The 18,069-nt window shown below is 37.4% G+C and carries 12 protein-coding genes; 9 read left to right on the plus strand and 3 right to left on the minus strand.

From position 1 onward, the window contains the following. The first annotated feature begins 21 nt into the window (after nt 1-21). The 4 genes from QQK09_RS17530 to glgC all read left to right on the plus strand — a co-directional run bounded on the left by QQK09_RS17530 (nt 22) and on the right by glgC (nt 6,396). Nucleotides 22-588: a TRAP transporter small permease subunit gene (locus QQK09_RS17530; RefSeq protein ID WP_284205474.1), complete on the plus strand. Its 567-nt coding sequence runs from the start codon at nt 22-24 to the stop codon at nt 586-588. After that, a complete protein-coding gene (locus QQK09_RS17535; protein WP_284205530.1) occupies nt 588-1,964 on the plus strand; it encodes a TRAP transporter large permease in 1,377 nt (458 codons plus the stop codon). Before QQK09_RS17530 ends, QQK09_RS17535 begins: the two co-directional genes overlap by 1 nt. A 389-nt stretch (nt 1,965-2,353) precedes the next feature. Next, entirely contained in the window at nt 2,354-4,618 is a 2,265-nt protein-coding gene (locus QQK09_RS17540) for an alkaline phosphatase (protein WP_284205475.1), read from the plus strand. A gap of 512 nt (nt 4,619-5,130) precedes the next feature. Then, nucleotides 5,131-6,396 carry a glucose-1-phosphate adenylyltransferase gene (glgC, locus tag QQK09_RS17545; protein ID WP_284205476.1) on the plus strand — a complete coding sequence of 422 codons (1,266 nt, stop codon included), beginning with the start codon at nt 5,131-5,133 and terminating at the stop codon, nt 6,394-6,396. Between the two features lie 146 nt (nt 6,397-6,542). On the opposite strand, the gene QQK09_RS17550 is transcribed toward glgC, so the two are convergent. After that, nucleotides 6,543-8,225 carry a glycoside hydrolase family 13 protein gene (locus QQK09_RS17550; protein ID WP_284205478.1) on the minus strand — a complete coding sequence of 561 codons (1,683 nt, stop codon included), beginning with the start codon at nt 8,223-8,225 and terminating at the stop codon, nt 6,543-6,545. Nucleotides 8,226-8,534: 309 nt separating this feature from the next. Here QQK09_RS17550 and QQK09_RS17555 point away from each other — a divergent pair, with 309 nt between their 5' ends. From QQK09_RS17555 to QQK09_RS17570, 4 genes are all read left to right on the plus strand, one after another. Beyond that, nucleotides 8,535-9,893, plus strand: coding sequence for an ABC transporter substrate-binding protein (locus QQK09_RS17555; RefSeq protein ID WP_284205479.1), 1,359 nt, complete (start codon nt 8,535-8,537; stop codon nt 9,891-9,893). 63 nt (nt 9,894-9,956) lie between these two features. After that, on the plus strand, nt 9,957-10,967 hold the full coding sequence (locus tag QQK09_RS17560; protein ID WP_284205480.1) for a carbohydrate ABC transporter permease: 1,011 nt from the start codon (nt 9,957-9,959) through the stop codon (nt 10,965-10,967). Nucleotides 10,968-10,969: 2 nt separating this feature from the next. After that, nucleotides 10,970-12,151, plus strand: coding sequence for a carbohydrate ABC transporter permease (locus tag QQK09_RS17565; protein ID WP_284205481.1), 1,182 nt, complete (start codon nt 10,970-10,972; stop codon nt 12,149-12,151). Nucleotides 12,152-12,169: 18 nt separating this feature from the next. Continuing rightward, nucleotides 12,170-13,273 carry an ABC transporter ATP-binding protein gene (locus QQK09_RS17570; RefSeq protein ID WP_284205482.1) on the plus strand — a complete coding sequence of 368 codons (1,104 nt, stop codon included), beginning with the start codon at nt 12,170-12,172 and terminating at the stop codon, nt 13,271-13,273. A 122-nt stretch (nt 13,274-13,395) separates the two neighbouring features. On the opposite strand, the gene QQK09_RS17575 is transcribed toward QQK09_RS17570, so the two are convergent. Further along, on the minus strand, nt 13,396-14,484 hold the full coding sequence (locus QQK09_RS17575) for a porin family protein (RefSeq protein WP_284205483.1): 1,089 nt from the start codon (nt 14,482-14,484) through the stop codon (nt 13,396-13,398). After that, nucleotides 14,474-14,941 carry a hypothetical protein gene (locus QQK09_RS17580; RefSeq protein ID WP_284205484.1) on the minus strand — a complete coding sequence of 156 codons (468 nt, stop codon included), beginning with the start codon at nt 14,939-14,941 and terminating at the stop codon, nt 14,474-14,476. The genes QQK09_RS17575 and QQK09_RS17580 overlap by 11 nt, the downstream gene beginning before the upstream one ends. Before the next feature lie 182 nt (nt 14,942-15,123). Here QQK09_RS17580 and QQK09_RS17585 point away from each other — a divergent pair, with 182 nt between their 5' ends. After that, nucleotides 15,124-17,841, plus strand: coding sequence for a hybrid sensor histidine kinase/response regulator (locus tag QQK09_RS17585; protein ID WP_284205485.1), 2,718 nt, complete (start codon nt 15,124-15,126; stop codon nt 17,839-17,841). Nucleotides 17,842-18,069: the final 228 nt, after the last annotated feature.

The following is an 18,069-nucleotide window of genomic DNA, read 5'->3' on the forward strand; positions in this document are numbered from 1 at the left end:
TTTGTAAATAGAGAAATGTGTATGGATACACCATCCCCTGTAGTCATCAACCTAATCAAAAACATCAATCGTTTTAGTGACTGGACTGGCCGTTTTGTTTCTTGGTTTGTACTCGCGATTGTATTAGTTACATTCATTGTCGTTGTCATGCGTTATCTTTTTAATACCGGTTCTGTCTTTTTGCAGGAATCGATCACTTATTTTCACAACTACGTCATTATGCTCGGTGCAGGTTATACGTTGTTAAAAGGTGGGCATGTACGTGTTGACATTTTTTATCGACCTGCAAGTGCTAAAAAGCAAGCATGGGTTAATTTATTCGGTTTTCTTTTCTTATTACTCCCGACCTGTTTGTTTATCTTTTTTATTGCTTGGGAATATGTAGCCGCTTCATGGCGTGTATTAGAAGGTTCACAAGAAGCGGGAGGAATTGATGCGCGTTACTTGTTTAAATCTACCATTTTATTAATGCCAGCATTAATGATCATTCAAGGTATTGCTGAAACGTTAAAAGCAATATTGGTCATCAAAGGTTATGAAAAGCAAGTTGAAGCATTAGACACACATCAAGAGGAGCATGGATTATGATTGAATTGCTACCACTATTATTATTCGCCTTTGCTTTTATCATATTATTAGTCGGTTATCCTGTCGCTTTTGCTTTAGCAGGATCAGGTCTCCTATTTGCCTTAATAGGTTATATGACTGGCACGTTCGATAGCGTATTCCTTGAAGCTATCCCAAATCGTATTCAGGGTATTCTTTCCAATGAACTCTTAATTGCTATCCCCCTATTTGTATTTATGGGCGTGATGCTAGAAAAGTCTAAAATAGCAGAAGAGTTACTCGATACAATGGGGCAAGTCTTTGGCGGTAAACCCGGTGGCTTAGGTTTGTCGGTGTTGATTGTTGGTATGTTATTAGCCGCGAGTACAGGCATTGTTGGTGCGACGGTTGTTACAATGGGCTTGTTAGCGTTACCTACCATGTTAAAGCGTGGTTATTCACCACAAGTCGCTACTGGCGTTATCTGTGCATCGGGCACCTTAGGGCAAATAATCCCCCCATCAATTGTATTAGTGTTATTGGGTGATGTAATCTCATCTGCCTATCAACAAGCTCAATTAGACCAAGGCATTTTCGCTCCTGAAAGTGTCACGGTAGGTGATCTGTTTTTAGGAGCATTGATTCCAGGCATATTGTTAGTTGGTCTGTATGCATTGTATATCATCATAATCGCACTAGTGGCACCTAACAAAGTACCGCCAATTCCAGAGGATGAGCGTAAAGTAAGTCGTGAATTATGGATGCAAGTACTAACCGTATTAATCCCACCTATTGGTTTGATTGTATTGGTACTGGGTTCAATTCTAGGGGGGATTGCAACACCTACAGAAGCTGCATCTGTCGGCTCGGTTGGCGCTATTGTTTTAGCAAAATTTAAGAAAACGTTAAATTTTTCAGTATTACAGCAAGTATTGCGTAGCACTACCGAAGTAACTGCAATGGTGTTCATGATTTTAATCGGCGCTTCAATTTTCTCTCTTGTATTTCGTGGCTTCGGCGGGGATGATCTTGTACGTGATTTTTTGACTAATTTACCCGGGGGTATGTTTTCTGCGCTATTTTTAGTCATGTTAGTGATGTTTTTACTTGGATTCTTTCTCGACTTTATTGAAATAACGTTTGTTGTTATACCTATTGTTGCACCAATCCTTTTGAGTATGGGGATCGATCCTATTTGGTTAGGTATTATGATTGCCTTAAACCTACAAACCTCATTTTTGACACCTCCCTTTGGGTTCTCACTGTTTTATCTGCGTGGGGTTGCCCCAGACTCGGTTTCAACGCCACAGATTTACCGCGGCGTTATTCCATTTATTGCCATACAAATAGTCGTAATTGGTTTACTGGCTTATTACCCAAGCTTAGCCACTTGGTTACCTAATTTAGTATATGGTTAATTTTATTGGTTAGCCGCAAGCATTAATTTAACTCTGTTCATCTCAACATCAACGGTGAGATGAACAGAGCAATTCACTCATCTATTTACATTAATTTATAATACTGCGTTTGTTTCTGCGATTTTACTCCTCTTTTACAATATTATTATATCTTTAAGTTAAACATTTACCTCACCAAGACATTTAATGTCGAAATTTATATCCTATTGATCTATAGCAGTTAAATCTCTTATGGGCGTAGTAACTTAGACCATTAGGGGCGTAGAAAATAATGATAAAGGCGTAGATTTAATTGTTTTATATCAGCATGTTACGTAACTTATGTCACGTTTTTGTCATATTTGGTTGTTACTTTACTGGCTCTTTAATAACGCAAGTGAGAATAACGGATGTTTAAAACTAAAAACCTTTTTTTTTCAGTGTCGACAATAAGCCTGTTGGTATTAGCAGGTTGTAATAGTAATGATAAAGAGTATATCGATCGTGAAGTAGATCGAGAAATTGCAGATAGTATTGATACAGGTCCTTATGCTTGTAGCAGTGAAGAAATAGATGACAACCCTGGAAAAGACTGTCGCTTGTATATTAAAGGTTCGATGAATAGTTGGTCAGCCCGTCCTGATGCGCAACTTCATTATCAGGGAGAGGGTGCCCACATTGCATTATTTAGTATGGAATCCGGCTCTTATTCTTTTAAAATTTCCGATCCACAATGGAGTGACCAACGTGATCTAGCGATTGCTCAAAGTGCGGATAACAGTGTCTCGGTAGATACCATTTACGAGTTACAGCGTAAATACGATGAATTTGAAAACCAAAATATGGATATTGTTGTAAATGGGCAGGAACAAGTATTTCGATTTACACTAGATGCCAGTGTAAGTACTGATAACCCAACGCTCTACATAGAGAATATTACTGAACAAGACGTCGACAATCTATCTACACCAATGTACTTAGTTGGTAGTTTCACTGATTGGGAGCAACATGATGATTATGTTTTTAAATATATTGGTGCTGGTAATTATCAAGTCAAAGTTTCATTTGCCCAACAGACTGACATACAATTTAATATTACACAGGAATTAGATGATAAGTTATTAACCTATGGTTCACTAAAAAATCAACTTGTAGACCTAAAAGAAGGGGCATCTGCACTGACAACTTACCCTGGTGGTTTGATTCATGCCAGCGTTGAAGCAGGAAGTTACATAGTAGGTATATCTGTATTGGGTGATGGTCAGATTGGTGTACCCGTTTCTATTGCTAAGGTTAATGCGGTGTCTGGTTACAATAAATTAACAACCATTGATAACCCCATAAGTATTGGTGCTGATGGTAGTACCTTTGCCCAAAGTTATGAATGGGAAACTTCCTCTGACGATGCGGTTAACGTATCACTAGAAGATGATGACAAACAATTGGATTCTACTTCAAGACAAATTGCAACAGCAGATGAGCAAGGTAACTATAAAGTCACATTAACAATCAATAAAGAACTCGACTCTCAATCAACAGATAGCCATGATGTAGATGTTGTCAGTATGGAAAAAACTAAAAACGTAATTTTAATGATTGGTGATGGTATGGGATACGGCCAAATTAATGTAACACGTGCTTACAAAGGTGAAACATTATTTCTTGAATCAGGAATTCATCAAGGCCAGATAAATACAGCTAGTGCTGATACATTGGGACATGAGCATCTAGCTGGCTTAGGTGAACACTATTATACTGATTCTGCAGCAGCTGCGTCTGCTATGGCAACAGGTTATAAGGTAAACTCTGGTGTTATATCGCAAGCTATCCCTGGTGATGGTTCTGATCTTAAAACTATTCTTGAATCAGCCCAAAAAATGGGTAAATCAGTGGGGGTTGTTGCCACTTCTCATTGCGTGCATGCAACTCCTGCTGCGTTTACTGCACATGGTCAAAACAGAAATGATTTTACGCAGCTTTCTCAAAGCATGTTTTATGATGTTCAACCTAATGTAGCATTATGTGGTAGCAAACAAGTGGACAATATCGATGTGATAAGTCGTGATGCTGCAGCGAACAACTACATTGTTGTTCGCAACCATACTGACTTGATGACTAAAATGGATGATCTGCCAATTAATGATCCAAATGCGGAGATTAAGTTTGCAGGTATTTTTGGAATCGATGAAATCCCTTATGTCGTGCCAAGTGATTCACAAGAAGCGAATGATTGGAGTTATGAAAGCTTAGACATCCCGCAGATTGAAAGGATGACAGAGATTGCAATAGATATTCTGTCACGTAACCCTAATGGCTTTTTCTTAATGGTAGAAGGCTCACAAATTGATTTTGCGGCACATATAAATGATGAAAAACGTATGATTCATGAAACACTTAAATTTGATGACTCAGTTAAACATGCTGTTGATTGGTCCGTACAACGTGATGATACGATGGTTATTGTCACTGCCGATCATGAAACTGGCGGTTTAGCGCTTATTAAAACAAATGGTGCTGGTAATATCCCGGATGTTAGTTGGAAATGGGGTAGTCATACGAATGTACCTGTACCAATGATGGCTTGGGGGTTGAACAGCGATGTTGTGCATGCACGCTCAATTGATAATACATCCATCCACAGTATTATGTTCGGTGCAATGACTGCTGCACAGTAAAAGTGTAATCAGTTTTGATATTATTAACTATGTAATATTATTTTGAATAATCATGCTTGTCTTATCACAGTGCTGGTGGACTGTGATAAGACAAGTATTTTATAAAGGATATGGTAGAACCTGCTCGACTTTAGATACTTATTTGCACTTTTTTACTCGTAATATTGAAAGATAAAATACATTGTTGATAATGTTTATCATCAATACTCATTATCATTCGGCTCAGCTTCTCATTATTCGTTAATAATCCCCACCTTGAGTACACAGATAGACATAGCGTGATCTGCCTATCGCGACAGCTGCAATTAATTCATTATAGTATTTACTCATTGATGACGATTTAAACGCTGATTTACGCTCTTTAATCTAACTTCTTAGCAACAAACTTATTCAATATAAATGCCTTTGTCATTTATTTGAAAAGTTACTCTGCAATAATAGTTTTTTATTTGTATTTACTAATGAAACCCTATTCTTGTTTCCCTTTGAAAAATTCCTCTCAGGAGATTTATATGCACCATAGTACCGACCGTCACATTAGTAATTTAACCAAAGATACCTATGCATTAGTTTTAGCTGGTGGCCGTGGTAGCCGTTTATATGAACTAACTGACTCTCGAGCAAAACCCGCTGTTTATTTTGGTGGTAAGTTCCGTATTATTGATTTCCCTTTATCAAACTGTATAAATTCTGGCATTAACCGCGTAGGCATAGCAACACAATATAAATCTCACTCTTTAATTCGTCATATAAGCCGTGGTTGGGGCAGCTTTAAGGCAAAAGAGTTTGTTGAAGTTTTACCAGCATCACAGCAAAATGGTGAAGATTGGTATGTGGGTACAGCTGATGCTGTTTATCAGAACATGGATATCATTCAATCACACAATCCCAAATACGTATTAGTGTTATCTGGCGATCATGTTTATCGCATGGATTATGGTACTTTGATAGCTGAGCATGTCGCTAACAATGCCGATATGACCGTTTGCTGTCTTGAAGCGGCAACAGAGGAAGCTGCGGGTAGCTTTGGTGTGTTGACTGTTAATGCAAAAAATAAAGTGATGGCCTTTGATGAAAAACCTGAACAACCAAATGAAGTGCCAGGTAAACCAGGTACTTGTTTAGCCTCTATGGGTAATTATCTCTTTAATGCAGATTTTCTATTCAATCAATTGTTAAAAGACGATGGGACAGAAGGTTCTACGCATGATTTTGGTCATGATATTATCCCTTCAATTATCAAGGAAAATGACGTCTATGCTTATGCATTCAAAGACCCTGATAGTGAAAATCAACCTTATTGGCGTGATGTGGGTACATTAGATTCTTTTTGGGAAGCTAATATGGAACTTGTCTCTCCTGAGCCTCAGCTTGACCTTTACGATAAAGCATGGCCGATTTGGACTTATCAAGAGCAGCTACCCCCTGCAAAGTTCATTTTTGATAATGACGAACGCCGTGGTATGGCATTAGATTCAACCGTATCAGGTGGCTGTATCATCTCTGGTTCCACCATACGTAAATCGTTATTGTATTCGAGTGTACATGTACACTCATATAGCCTTATCGAAGAGTCGGTATTACTGCATGAAAGTGATGTAGGCGAAAATTGTAAATTAAAACGCGTTATTCTTGACAGTAAATGTAATGTGCCAGCAGGTTTGACGATTGGCCATGATAAAGAGCAGGATATTGCAAATGGTTTTCGTGTCACTGATAAAGGCGTTACCTTAGTCACGAGGAGTATGCTCAAAGCATTAGAGAAAAAAAGTAACTAGTCTTTAATTGTTATGTAAATAAAAAGAGCAACCTTGGTTGCTCTTTTTATTTAATACCAATTACATTCAGTATGTGATCTAAATTTTGCCTAGGAAAAACAACTTAATTCAAGGCGTAAGTTGACCAATAATATCATCTCTATTAATCATCTAATCTCGAATATAAACGCCTGATAAGGCTTAAGCGTTAAATCTTCTAAGCAAGTTGGTACATTGGCATAATTCCCTAAGATAAACTCTTTAATTTCTCCAGCATAATTACGTTGCAAAGTATGATCACTAAAGTTACAAATAATTAAGAGTGTGTACTCGTGGTAACAACGTCGATAGGCGAATACTTCAGCATCGTTTACATCAAGCGCTTGATAATCACCATAGGTAATCACTTCACCATATTTGTTAGATTTTCTAAGTGTAATGAGCCGCTGATAATAATTGAAGATAGAATCTTTGTTGTTTATTTCTGCCTGTACATTCACTGTCGCAAAATTGTTGTTGAGTGCTAGCCATGGCTTGCCTGTAGTAAACCCTCCATTAGCCGTGTTATCCCATTGCATCGGAAGACGGGCATGATCCCGTGAGAAGTAGTTTAAGAAATCGATAGCCTGTTTTTCGCTACGACCACTAGCGAGTATTTTCTGATAATGAAACTTAGCCATCAGATCATTAAATTGCTCAATATCGGTGAATACTTTATTGGTCATGCCAAGTTCTTCACCCTGGTATACATAAGGTGTGCCACTCATCATATGTGTAATCGTCCCCAACATTTTTGCACTAATGGTACGATACTGCTCGTTATCACAGCCAAAACGCGATACTGTTCGCGGTTGGTCATGATTACTCCAATACAGGCTATTCCATCCCTTTTGATAAAGGTCTTTTTGCCAGCGACTCATGATCTCTTTATATTCTCTAAGATCAAAAGGTTTCCTGACCGCGTTATGTTCCTCTCTGTCGATACTCATGTGCTCAAAATGAAAGATCATACTCACTTCGTTACGAGCAGGGTGCGAATAATAACGACCATCTAATGTACTGGTAAACGGTGTTTCAGCCACTGTCATTACATCGTAATGAGATAATACTTTATCGTTTATCTCACGCAGGTATTGATGACATAATAGGTTGTTTGCCCAATGTTCCCAGCCAGATACACCTTCATCAAAAATAGTCGCATCGGGAAAATCGTCAGGTTTACCAATCATATTTATGACATCCATTCGAAAGCCGCCAATCCCTTTTTTAAGCCAAAAGTGTAAAACAGCGTGGATGGCTTCACGTACTTCAGGATTTGCCCAATTTAAATCGGGTTGTTTTTTACTAAACAGATGTAAATAAAATTGCTGAGTTAAATCATCAAACTCCCAGGCTTTAGGTGTAAAGAATGACTCCCAGTTGTTGGGTTCACTACCATCTGGTTTAGGCTCTTTCCATATATACCAATCACGTTTAGGGTTATTTACACTACTTTTTGATTCGATAAACCAAGGGTGTTCATCTGAGGTATGATTAATAACAAGATCCATTAAAATTTTAATATTGCGTTTATTTGATTCTGTAATCAATAACTCCATATCATCCATACTGCCGAATTCAGGTGCAATGTTATAATAATCAGAAATATCATAGCCGTTATCATCCATTGGTGACTGATTAACGGGACTTAACCAAATTACATTTACCCCCAGCGATTGAATATAATCTAGTTTACTAATAATCCCTTGGATATCGCCTATACCATCGCCGTTACTATCCTTAAAACTACGTGGATAGATTTGATAGACAACACAGTTGTGCCACCACTTTTTCGTGATTGTTTCTGCCATCTTTATTCCTTATGTATAAGCTTTTTTAAATGACTTATAACGCGATGATCGTTGATATATAAATTGAAGAACTCACTACAGTCTAAATCTAATTGATAAATAATTAACCTAACTCACTAAATATTCACAAAACAAGTGATTAATATCACCAACCGAATACATAGTTCACCTCAAAAAGCGTTATTGCGCTCAATATTTGTACAGCAATAAAACCTTATCGCCGTTGTTGACTATTATTACGTCTTATATTTTTGAAATATAACATGCTAAATCAGATGTTTCTTTTTATTAAAATGGAGTGACAGGAAGATGAATAAAACCATACTCAATGGCGCAATTTTACTCGCTATTTTTAGCAGCTCTTCAGTTTTTGCTACGGACCTAAAGTACCAACCCGGTGAAGATAAAACCTTTAATTGGGCAAGTTATGATCAGTTTAAAAAACAAATTGATCTTAAGGGTGAAAAAATAACCATTAAAGGTCCATGGTTAGGTGCAGATAAGAAACTGGTTGAAAGTGTGATCGCTTATTTTGAAGCAGCAACGGGTGCCACAGTTGAGTATGCAGGCTCAGATTCCTTCGAACAGCAAATTGTTATTGATGTACAAGCAGGTAGTGCCCCTAATATTGCTATATTTCCTCAACCGGGTCTAGCGGCAGACCTTGCATCAAAAGGTTTTTTATCGCCACTTAATACTGAAACAGAGAAATGGGTTAAAGATAATTATGCAGCAGGTTCTTCTTGGGTGGATTTAGGCACCTTTGCAGATAAAAAAGGCGACCAACACCTATTTGGTTTCTTCTATAAAGTAGATTTAAAATCGTTGGTTTGGTTTGTACCCGAGAATTTCGAAGATTCAGGTTATGAAGTACCACAAACCATGGAAGCATTAAAAACATTAACGAAACAGATTGTTACAGATGGCGGAACACCTTGGTGTATTGGTTTAGGCAGTGGTGGGGCAACAGGCTGGCCTGCTACGGATTGGGTTGAAGACTTAATGTTAAGAACGCAGACACCTGAAGATTATGATCGCTGGGTAAGCAATGATCTTAAGTTTAATGATCCCAAAGTGCTGCAGGCTATTGATGAATTTGGTTGGTTTGCTGGCAATGATAAATTTGTTGAGGGTGGTGCGCGCGCGGTAGCAACGTCTGATTTCCGAGAAAGCCCACGTGGTTTATTCAGTTCTCCTGCAAAATGTTATATGCACAGACAAGCATCATTTATTCCTAGTTTCTTTCCTGAAGGTACGCAGTTAGGAGAAGACGCAGACTTCTTTTATTTCCCTGCTTATGCTTCTAAAGATCTCGGTAAACCGGTACTTGGTGCAGGTACTATGTGGGGAATTACTGATGACTCAAAAGCAACACAAGCCTTTATTGCTTTCTTACAAACCCCAATAGCGCATGAAATTTGGATGGCACAATCAGGCTTCTTAACACCCTATAAGGGGGTAAATGTTAATGCTTACGCCAATGAGACACTCAAAAAGCAAGGTCAAATTCTACTTGACGCCACGACCTTTCGTTTTGATGGTTCAGATCTAATGCCGGGTAAGATTGGTGCTGGTGCCTTTTGGACTGGAATGGTTGATTACACGGGGGGGAAATCCGCTAAAGAAGTCGGCGATTATATCCAAGCTACGTGGGATGCACTTAAATAGTACCTACGAATAAGCCGTAATTTTACGGCTTATTATTGATTTATATTGCAGTGTGAGGTTTATATGGAACAATTATTTTACTCCTTGCTAGTAATGCTACTCGGTGTGTTGAGTTGTGTTTTTTATTTTGTTGGTAGTAATTGGTTGTTACTCTTAATCTACCCGGTTAAGCATGTTTCTAATGTCAAAATGGCACAAAATATTCGTCGTGCTGCTGCTATTAGACCTTGGTTATTTTTGGGGCCTGCACTATTTTTCCTCATTTTATACCTCGTTTATCCCGTTTTTGATTCAGTGTATCTCTCTTTACATGGACGTAATGGCGAGGAATTTGTTGGTTTGGCAAATTACGAATGGTTATTTCAGGATAATGAATTCCTTGAAAGTTTAACCAACAATATTCTATGGCTACTGATTGTGCCGGCTCTATCGACTTTCTTTGGCCTTATTATTGCCGCACTGACTGATCGCATCAGATGGGGTGATTTTGCTAAAAGTCTTATATTTATGCCGATGGCGATATCCTTCATTGGCGCATCTATCATCTGGAAATTTGTTTACGATTACCGAGCAGAAGGATCTGATCAAATTGGTTTGTTAAATGCGCTTGTCGAATACTTTGGAGGTACACCACAAGCCTGGATAACCCTACCTTTTTGGAATGATATCTTCTTAATGGTTATTTTGATTTGGATTCAAACAGGTTTTGCAATGGTTATTTTATCTGCGGCATTACGTGGTATTCCTGAAGAAACCGTAGAAGCCGCAGTATTAGATGGTGCTAATGGGTTTCAAATTTTCTTTAAGATTCTGATTCCACAGATTTGGACGTCGATTGCAGTGGTATGGACAACGATTACTATTTTAGTGCTTAAAGTATTTGATATCGTTTTAGCGATGACCAATGGGCAATGGGATACACAAGTACTCGCCAATATGATGTTTGACTGGATGTTCAGGGGAGGTGGTGATTTCGGACGTGGTGCTGCAATCGCTGTCATTATCATGATTGCGGTTATCCCGGTTATGATTTGGAATGTTAGGCAGGCAAATGCACAGATGGAAGGACGTTAATCATGGCAAATAACAAATTCTCATCAGGATTGATGCTTAGTTTACGTCAACTTCGTCGCTCCCCCTTAATGATTGTTGTGCATCTAAGCGTACTGTTTCTGGTTATCTTGTGGACGTTTCCAACGGCTGGGTTATTAATTTCCTCTTTCCGCGATAAAGATCAACTTGCCGTCAGTGGCTGGTGGCAATCTCTGTCCTCATCGGAACAGAACATAATTGGAAGAACAAGTGCGCCAGACCAACAAGTATTGCTAGATGGTAAGTATGTTTTATCTGGCACTATTGAAGGTTTTGCCTTACAAGACACTATTTTACGTTTTGGTTGGACGTCAAAACAACCAGAAGCTTATCAGGTAAATACAATCGCCTCTATGAAGAATGCTGGTACGTTAACTGTTAGTAGTGATGGACAGTATACAATGACGTCGTTAGTGCCATTCACAGGAAGTCGCGGAAAACGTGTCTTTTATACTCAACTCACATCCCCTAAATTCACACTTGATAATTATGTAGAAGTCTTAAACTCAGAGGGAATAGGGCAGTCATTTATTAACTCTTTGACAGTAACTATTCCTGCTACCATCATCCCTATTCTAATTGCAGCTTTTGCTGCGTATGCGTTATCTTGGATGCGTTTACCTGGTAGAGGTTTACTCATTGCCCTCGTTGTCGGCTTATTAGTTGTACCGCTGCAAATGTCACTCATTCCTCTATTACAGTTATATAATACGATAGGTAGTTATTTTGGTGTCAGCGCAAAAACCTATTTCGGTATCTGGCTTGCACATACTGGATTTGGACTTCCGTTAGCAATCTACCTATTAAGAAATTACATTGCAGGGCTTCCCAAAGAGATTATTGAATCGGCGCGTGTTGATGGTGCAAATGACTTTGAAATATTTGTGAAAATTATTCTCCCACTTTCGTTTCCAGCGCTTGCTTCCTTTGCTATTTTTCAGTTTCTTTGGGTTTGGAATGACCTATTAGTGGCGACCGTATTCCTGGGTAATGGTGAACATGAATTAGTGTTAACAGGTCGTTTAAGAGAGTTACTGGGCTCAAGAGGTGGTAACTGGGAAATTCTAACTGCATCTGCATTTGTTTCAATTGCAGTACCACTGACGGTATTTTTCACCTTACAACGATACCTTGTTCGAGGTTTACTTTCTGGCTCTGTTAAATAATCAATTTAAGGATGAATTATGGTTAGCTCGACCGGATTAACATTAAAAAACATTAAAAAATCCTATGGTAAAACAGACGTATTACATGGTATTGATCTTGAAATTGCATTAGGAGAATTTATTGTTTTTGTTGGCCCTTCTGGCTGTGGTAAATCAACGCTTTTACGGATGATTGCAGGCCTTGAAGAGATTACTAGTGGGGACCTGTTTATAGAAGGTGCCCATGTTAATGATTTACCTGCTGCAATGCGTGGTATTGCCATGGTTTTTCAATCCTATGCCTTATATCCACATATGACGGTATACGACAACATGGCTTTTGCCATGCGTATTGCCAAAGAAGATAAAGCCACTATCGATCAACGCGTCAACAGTGCCGCAGAGATGTTACAATTAACAGATTATCTTTATCGTTTACCTAAAGCACTTTCGGGAGGCCAACGTCAACGCGTGGCAATCGGTCGTGCAATTGTACGTAATCCAAAAGTGTTTCTATTTGATGAACCTCTGTCTAACTTAGATGCTTCATTGCGTGTACAAACGCGCATTGAAATTGCTAATTTAAAAGAAACCATGAAACAAACGACAATGATTTATGTGACCCATGATCAAGTTGAAGCAATGACCCTCGCTGATCGTATTGTTGTACTTTCAGCGGGTAATATTGAACAAGTCGGTACCCCCCTTGAATTATACAGTAAACCTGCAAATCTATTTGTTGCACAGTTTATAGGGTCTCCAGCAATGAACATCTTTACGGTTAAGGTATTACAGACAGGTAAAGTAACGCGTATTAAAACGCAAAATAAGAATGTGTTTGATATTCCTATTTCAAGTGCTGCACAAATAAAAGAACAAACAATCACAATAGGCGTTCGCCCAGAAGATTTCTGTTTAGCTGATAAAGAGAGTTGCATGTTATCTGGTGAAATAGTTTTTATCGAATCATTGGGAGAAGTCACCTTACTGCATCTAAACAGTAGTGAGTCCACTGATCCGCTGGTGGTTAAATTACCGGGGATTATTAATAAACAAAAAGGTGAGATGATTTGTCTTAAAACCGAACTAGATAAAACCCACCTATTTGATGAACAGGGAATTTCATTACTTTACCAAGTCTAACGGTCATGTTGTCTAAGGGCTGTGTTTCAGTTGTGTAGGTAAACTTAAAGCAGCTTATTTTGTTAAGAAAAAGCCCATTTACCGATTAGGATAAATGGGCTTTTCTATTTTAGTGCTCTGTTTCATAGGATAAAGTTAAGCATTAACGTATAGATGTTGGCATCGGTGTCACTACCCGGAGCGAAGGTTTCTGTAAATTGTCCACTTGTTGACGGGAAATAATTCTCAGTAAAGGCTTTTTGATATTCTAAATTCATAGAAATATTAGGGGTAAAGTCATAACGTAACCCCGCAGTAATCGCTCGACTGCTGTTTTCTCTGCCTGAACCAACACTGTGCATCTGCCCATAATTCGCGTAAGGCGATAATTTATTAAATCGGTAGCTGAGTTGTGCATACCAATCAAAGTGGCTGTCTTGCGCATAATAAGCTTCTGCTCTCATGGTTAATTGATCCCATAAGTATTCTCCGCCGAAGCTATAAGTATTGATAGCCTGATCTTTAAGATGTAACGTGTATCTAGGCACTGCGAGTTGCAGTTCTAAGTCATATTCAGTGCGTAATGCATTCATGTAAAATCGATAATCATAACTACTTAATTCAACTTTGACACCAAGCATACTATGAATATCAAAGATGTATTTCTGAGGCCCTTTAGTTGCTTTACCTTCACCAAAAAAACTTGCATAGGGCTCTACGGATAAAGCAATATCATCGGTTAATTCACCTTGCCATTTCAACGTAAGTCCATCGTATGACGTTACCCCTAATTGACTATCGTAAACTTCATTAGAAGGGCGTGCTGTTGTATAAGCGTGACCCACATAATAATATTCGGAGTCTAAAAAGGTTGGCGTACGTAAACGGCCTATTTTAATATCGAATTGACTGAAACTGTAACCTAAGTGTAGCCATTCTAAGGCAGGCTCAGACCAATTGTCTTGAGGGCGTTTTACAACCTGAATAGAGGTAGTGAAGTTATTTAAGAATTGATAATCAAGTTGTAGCCCTAATGTTGTATCACAATCGAAACACGTTTCATCGTTAATTTCACGATTAATATAGATTGGAGTTTCATTATCCGTGGTAGTGATTGATGTCGAGCCAAAAGCACTAAATAGTAGGTCATCAGTTAATTCAATGGTAGCCAATGCATTCGATGAAATGAGAAAAACAAAGGGGATCGTCACTAAATAATAATTATTTTTCATCGTTGCTCTCCGTTTGAAGAATAAATAAAAGATTAAATTCATCTGATATTAGCGAAGCAGGGGCATATCCAATACTGTTTGGGTGTGCGAGTAGGAATTTTTGTAGTGATTCAAAGTTGTTTTTATCCATCTCTTTTGGGGGGAACCCCCTCCCTGAAAAAATTAATTTAGCACGCGTAGCATTAATTTGAGATTCTGATTGCTCTAATAGGTCATTATAAAATTGTATTTTTATATCAGAACCGGCAGGCCAATCGACTAGAGAATATTTTTGGTTATTTAGCCGCTTAACCTTCCCCTTAAACAACATTTTCGCCTTTCCCGCTGACAATTTTTTAAAATCATCATTAGCGCTAAAAATTGCGAGTGACTCTGCACTAAGGTAGTTAGAGGTAAAAATAGCGGACAAAAAAATCAACAACTTGATATATTTACATCTAAGTAAAACTGTTTTCATTTGTAATTATCCATATTTTTATTGTAAGTTGGCAACCTATGATTTTATATTTTAATGTCAATGGGCGCTGAGTCAACATTAAGTCACAACAATTAACTCATTATTTTTCATTGTGTTAAAAATGTTCTACATTCAATATAGTTTGTGATTTTATATTATACCAATTTACAGTAGGTGAAATAATGGGTTTTCTGAACAACTTCTCAATTAAAAGTAAGCTACTGCTTATTATCTTTTTTCCTTTATTAATATTGATCTTCGCTTCATTTAGAGAAGTGGATTTATTAAATAAGGATATTGCTAATCTTTCTTCTATTGAAACAAACTTAAGCGTGGGTAATAGGGTCATGACTAACCTATTGATCGTTGATAAATTACGCCTAAACATATTAATGCAACAAAATAGCCATGATAACTTAGGGTTACTTAAAAAAGCTGAAGTAAATGGTGAACGGGTAATAGAGCTATCAAATTCGCTTGTTGCTAAACACCAAGAATTAACAAAAAATATTGCCTTACAAAGCTTTACTTCAAATTTTAATGATATGAATGATGCACTTAATGATGTCAGTAGCTTTGATGCAAGTGATATTGAAGAGTGGTCTGCTTGGGTAATTGAAGATATCGTTTTTGAATTATTTAATTCATTAGAAAAGCTGAATGTATATACAAGCATTGACGATGTTAATCAAAAGATGAATGTCATCAATCAATTGCGCTGGATTATGTATTATGCATTACAAGAAAACTGGCTTATTGACGTTATGTTAGAAAAGCAATCCTTTGAGTTGCTAGAAGAACTAAGAACTATTTCAGTTAAAGAGGAAATATTTATTGGCCGTTTTCTCTCGTTAAATGCTAATAAAGAGCAAGTAGACTTGTTGCTTAATACCTTTCAGAAGGAGGGGTTTCAAAAAAGTTTATTATATAAAGAAAATGCAATAGCTCGAAATTTTGCTTTTTTTGCCCAGATTGATAAAAGCGATATTGAATCAGTATTAAATGCACGCTTAGCATTGATGATGGAAATGTCACAAAGCATTATTTCAACAACGATTGAAGAAATTAAAGTGAGTAGTGAACATGTTACTCAACGTATCTATTTACTGATGACTCTAATTGTTTTAGTTATTTTGTTTATTATTTTCTTAAGTTTCAATTTAATCCAACGTATATTTTCTTATCTTAAATCGACCCTAATACAATTAGAAACGATTGAAAGTAATAACGACTATACAATTCTAATCTCAGAAGCAGGTAATGATGAATTTTCTCACTTTTCCTCTAAGTTAAACAAACTGATTGCAGAGCGTAAAATCAATGTTGATAAAATGATTCAATCTAAAGAGGAGGCTGAGCGAGCTAATAAAGCCAAAAGCTATTTTCTCGCTAATATGTCTCACGAAATTCGCACGCCATTAAACGGTATATTGGGGATGTATCAAATATTGGAAGCAACTGAACTTAGTCATAGTCAAAAAAACCACTTAGAAACAATCAATCAATCTTCTAAAACGTTGTTAATGTTGATTAACGATATATTGGATATTTCTAAAATAGAGTCGGGTAAGTTAACTATCTCGACAACTAATACTAATTTTAGAGAGGCATTATATGAAACCATCTCAATGGTGAGCTCTAAAGCAGTTGAGAAAAAACTTAAATTATCACTTGATGTGGATGCTAACTTACCGGAAGAATTAATGTTAGATGAGCATCGTTTACGCCAAATCATGATGAACATACTTTCAAATGCATTAAAATTTACAATGCAGGGCTTTGTAAAGGTTATTGTATCCGGGGTTCAAAATGAACAGCGTTGTATATTAAGCATTCAAGTTAAAGACACCGGTATTGGTATTGCCGAATCGAGTCAAGAGACAATATTTCAACCCTTTGTTCAAGAAGATGGCTCTATAACCCGCGAATTTGGTGGGACTGGACTTGGGCTTGCTATCAGTTCGCAACTTGTCAATTTAATGGGGGGCAGTATCCGATGTGATTCTGTTAAAGGGCAAGGAAGTACTTTCTCTTTTGATTTAGATATTCCGCTTATGACACAACCTCAAGGTATTCAACCAACCTTATCAGAAGCGGCGCCAACTCAGGTTAAACAACAGGTGATTATCATCGATGCACTTGGTCATAAAGCTACATTATTAAATAGAGAGTTAACCTATCTTGGTGTGGACGTATTACAAACTGTTGTTTCGGTTGAGGCTATTCCCGAAAAACTGAATCCCTCAACCATATTACTATATTGTCAATCTGAAGCTTCAAGTACCCAAAGCGAGTTAAAAATATTGCTTTCAGACTTTACCGTTAACCCAATTGTACTCGCCCAAGAAACCGATGATGACGGATTTGACTTTAGGGATCAGATTGACGGTCAGCTTATGATTCCATTACTTGGTAAACGATGTTTAAAAATACTTAATCAAGCGGTTGAAAATAAAATTAAAACGAGTATTAGCCATGATTCGGCTTCCATTATAAAGACAACTAAAAACCTACCTGTTTTGCTTGTTGAAGATAATCTAGTTAATCAAAAAGTAGCTTCTTTCTTTCTAAAATCTTTTGGCTATGATTTTGAGATCGCAGAGAATGGGTTAGAGGCCGTTAATGCAATTAAAAGAGGCGGAATTTTTAGTACTGTTTTAATGGATTGCATGATGCCCATCATGGATGGCTTTACAGCAACCAAAGAAATTCGCCTTTATGAAGAACAACAGGGATTAAATAAAGTCCCGATTATTGCGCTAACAGCAAGCATTTTTGATGAAGATATTAAGCAGTGTTATATCGCGGGTATGGATGATTACCTTGCTAAGCCTATCGATAAAGCCTTGTTTCAAGATAAAATGAATACCTATACTAATAAAGACAATATCGCTCACTAAAAGTGTTAATAGCTTTATTAATTAAACGAACTTAATGGTGTTGTAGCTTTATATCGGCCCATTAGCTGGTGGCTATAAAGAGAATAATTAGCCATTATTGTAATCTAATCACTGAAAGTTATCTCCAAAATAGCTTCTGATATAGAGTGATGGGCTCAATACTCGCTGAGTACTTTAGGGTTAGTATTAAATGGTTACCAACTATATTTAAACTCAGCGTTTTAAACA

It is taken from the genome of Psychromonas marina (genome assembly GCF_030161115.1).
Taxonomy (GTDB): Bacteria; Pseudomonadota; Gammaproteobacteria; order Enterobacterales; family Psychromonadaceae; genus Psychromonas; species Psychromonas marina.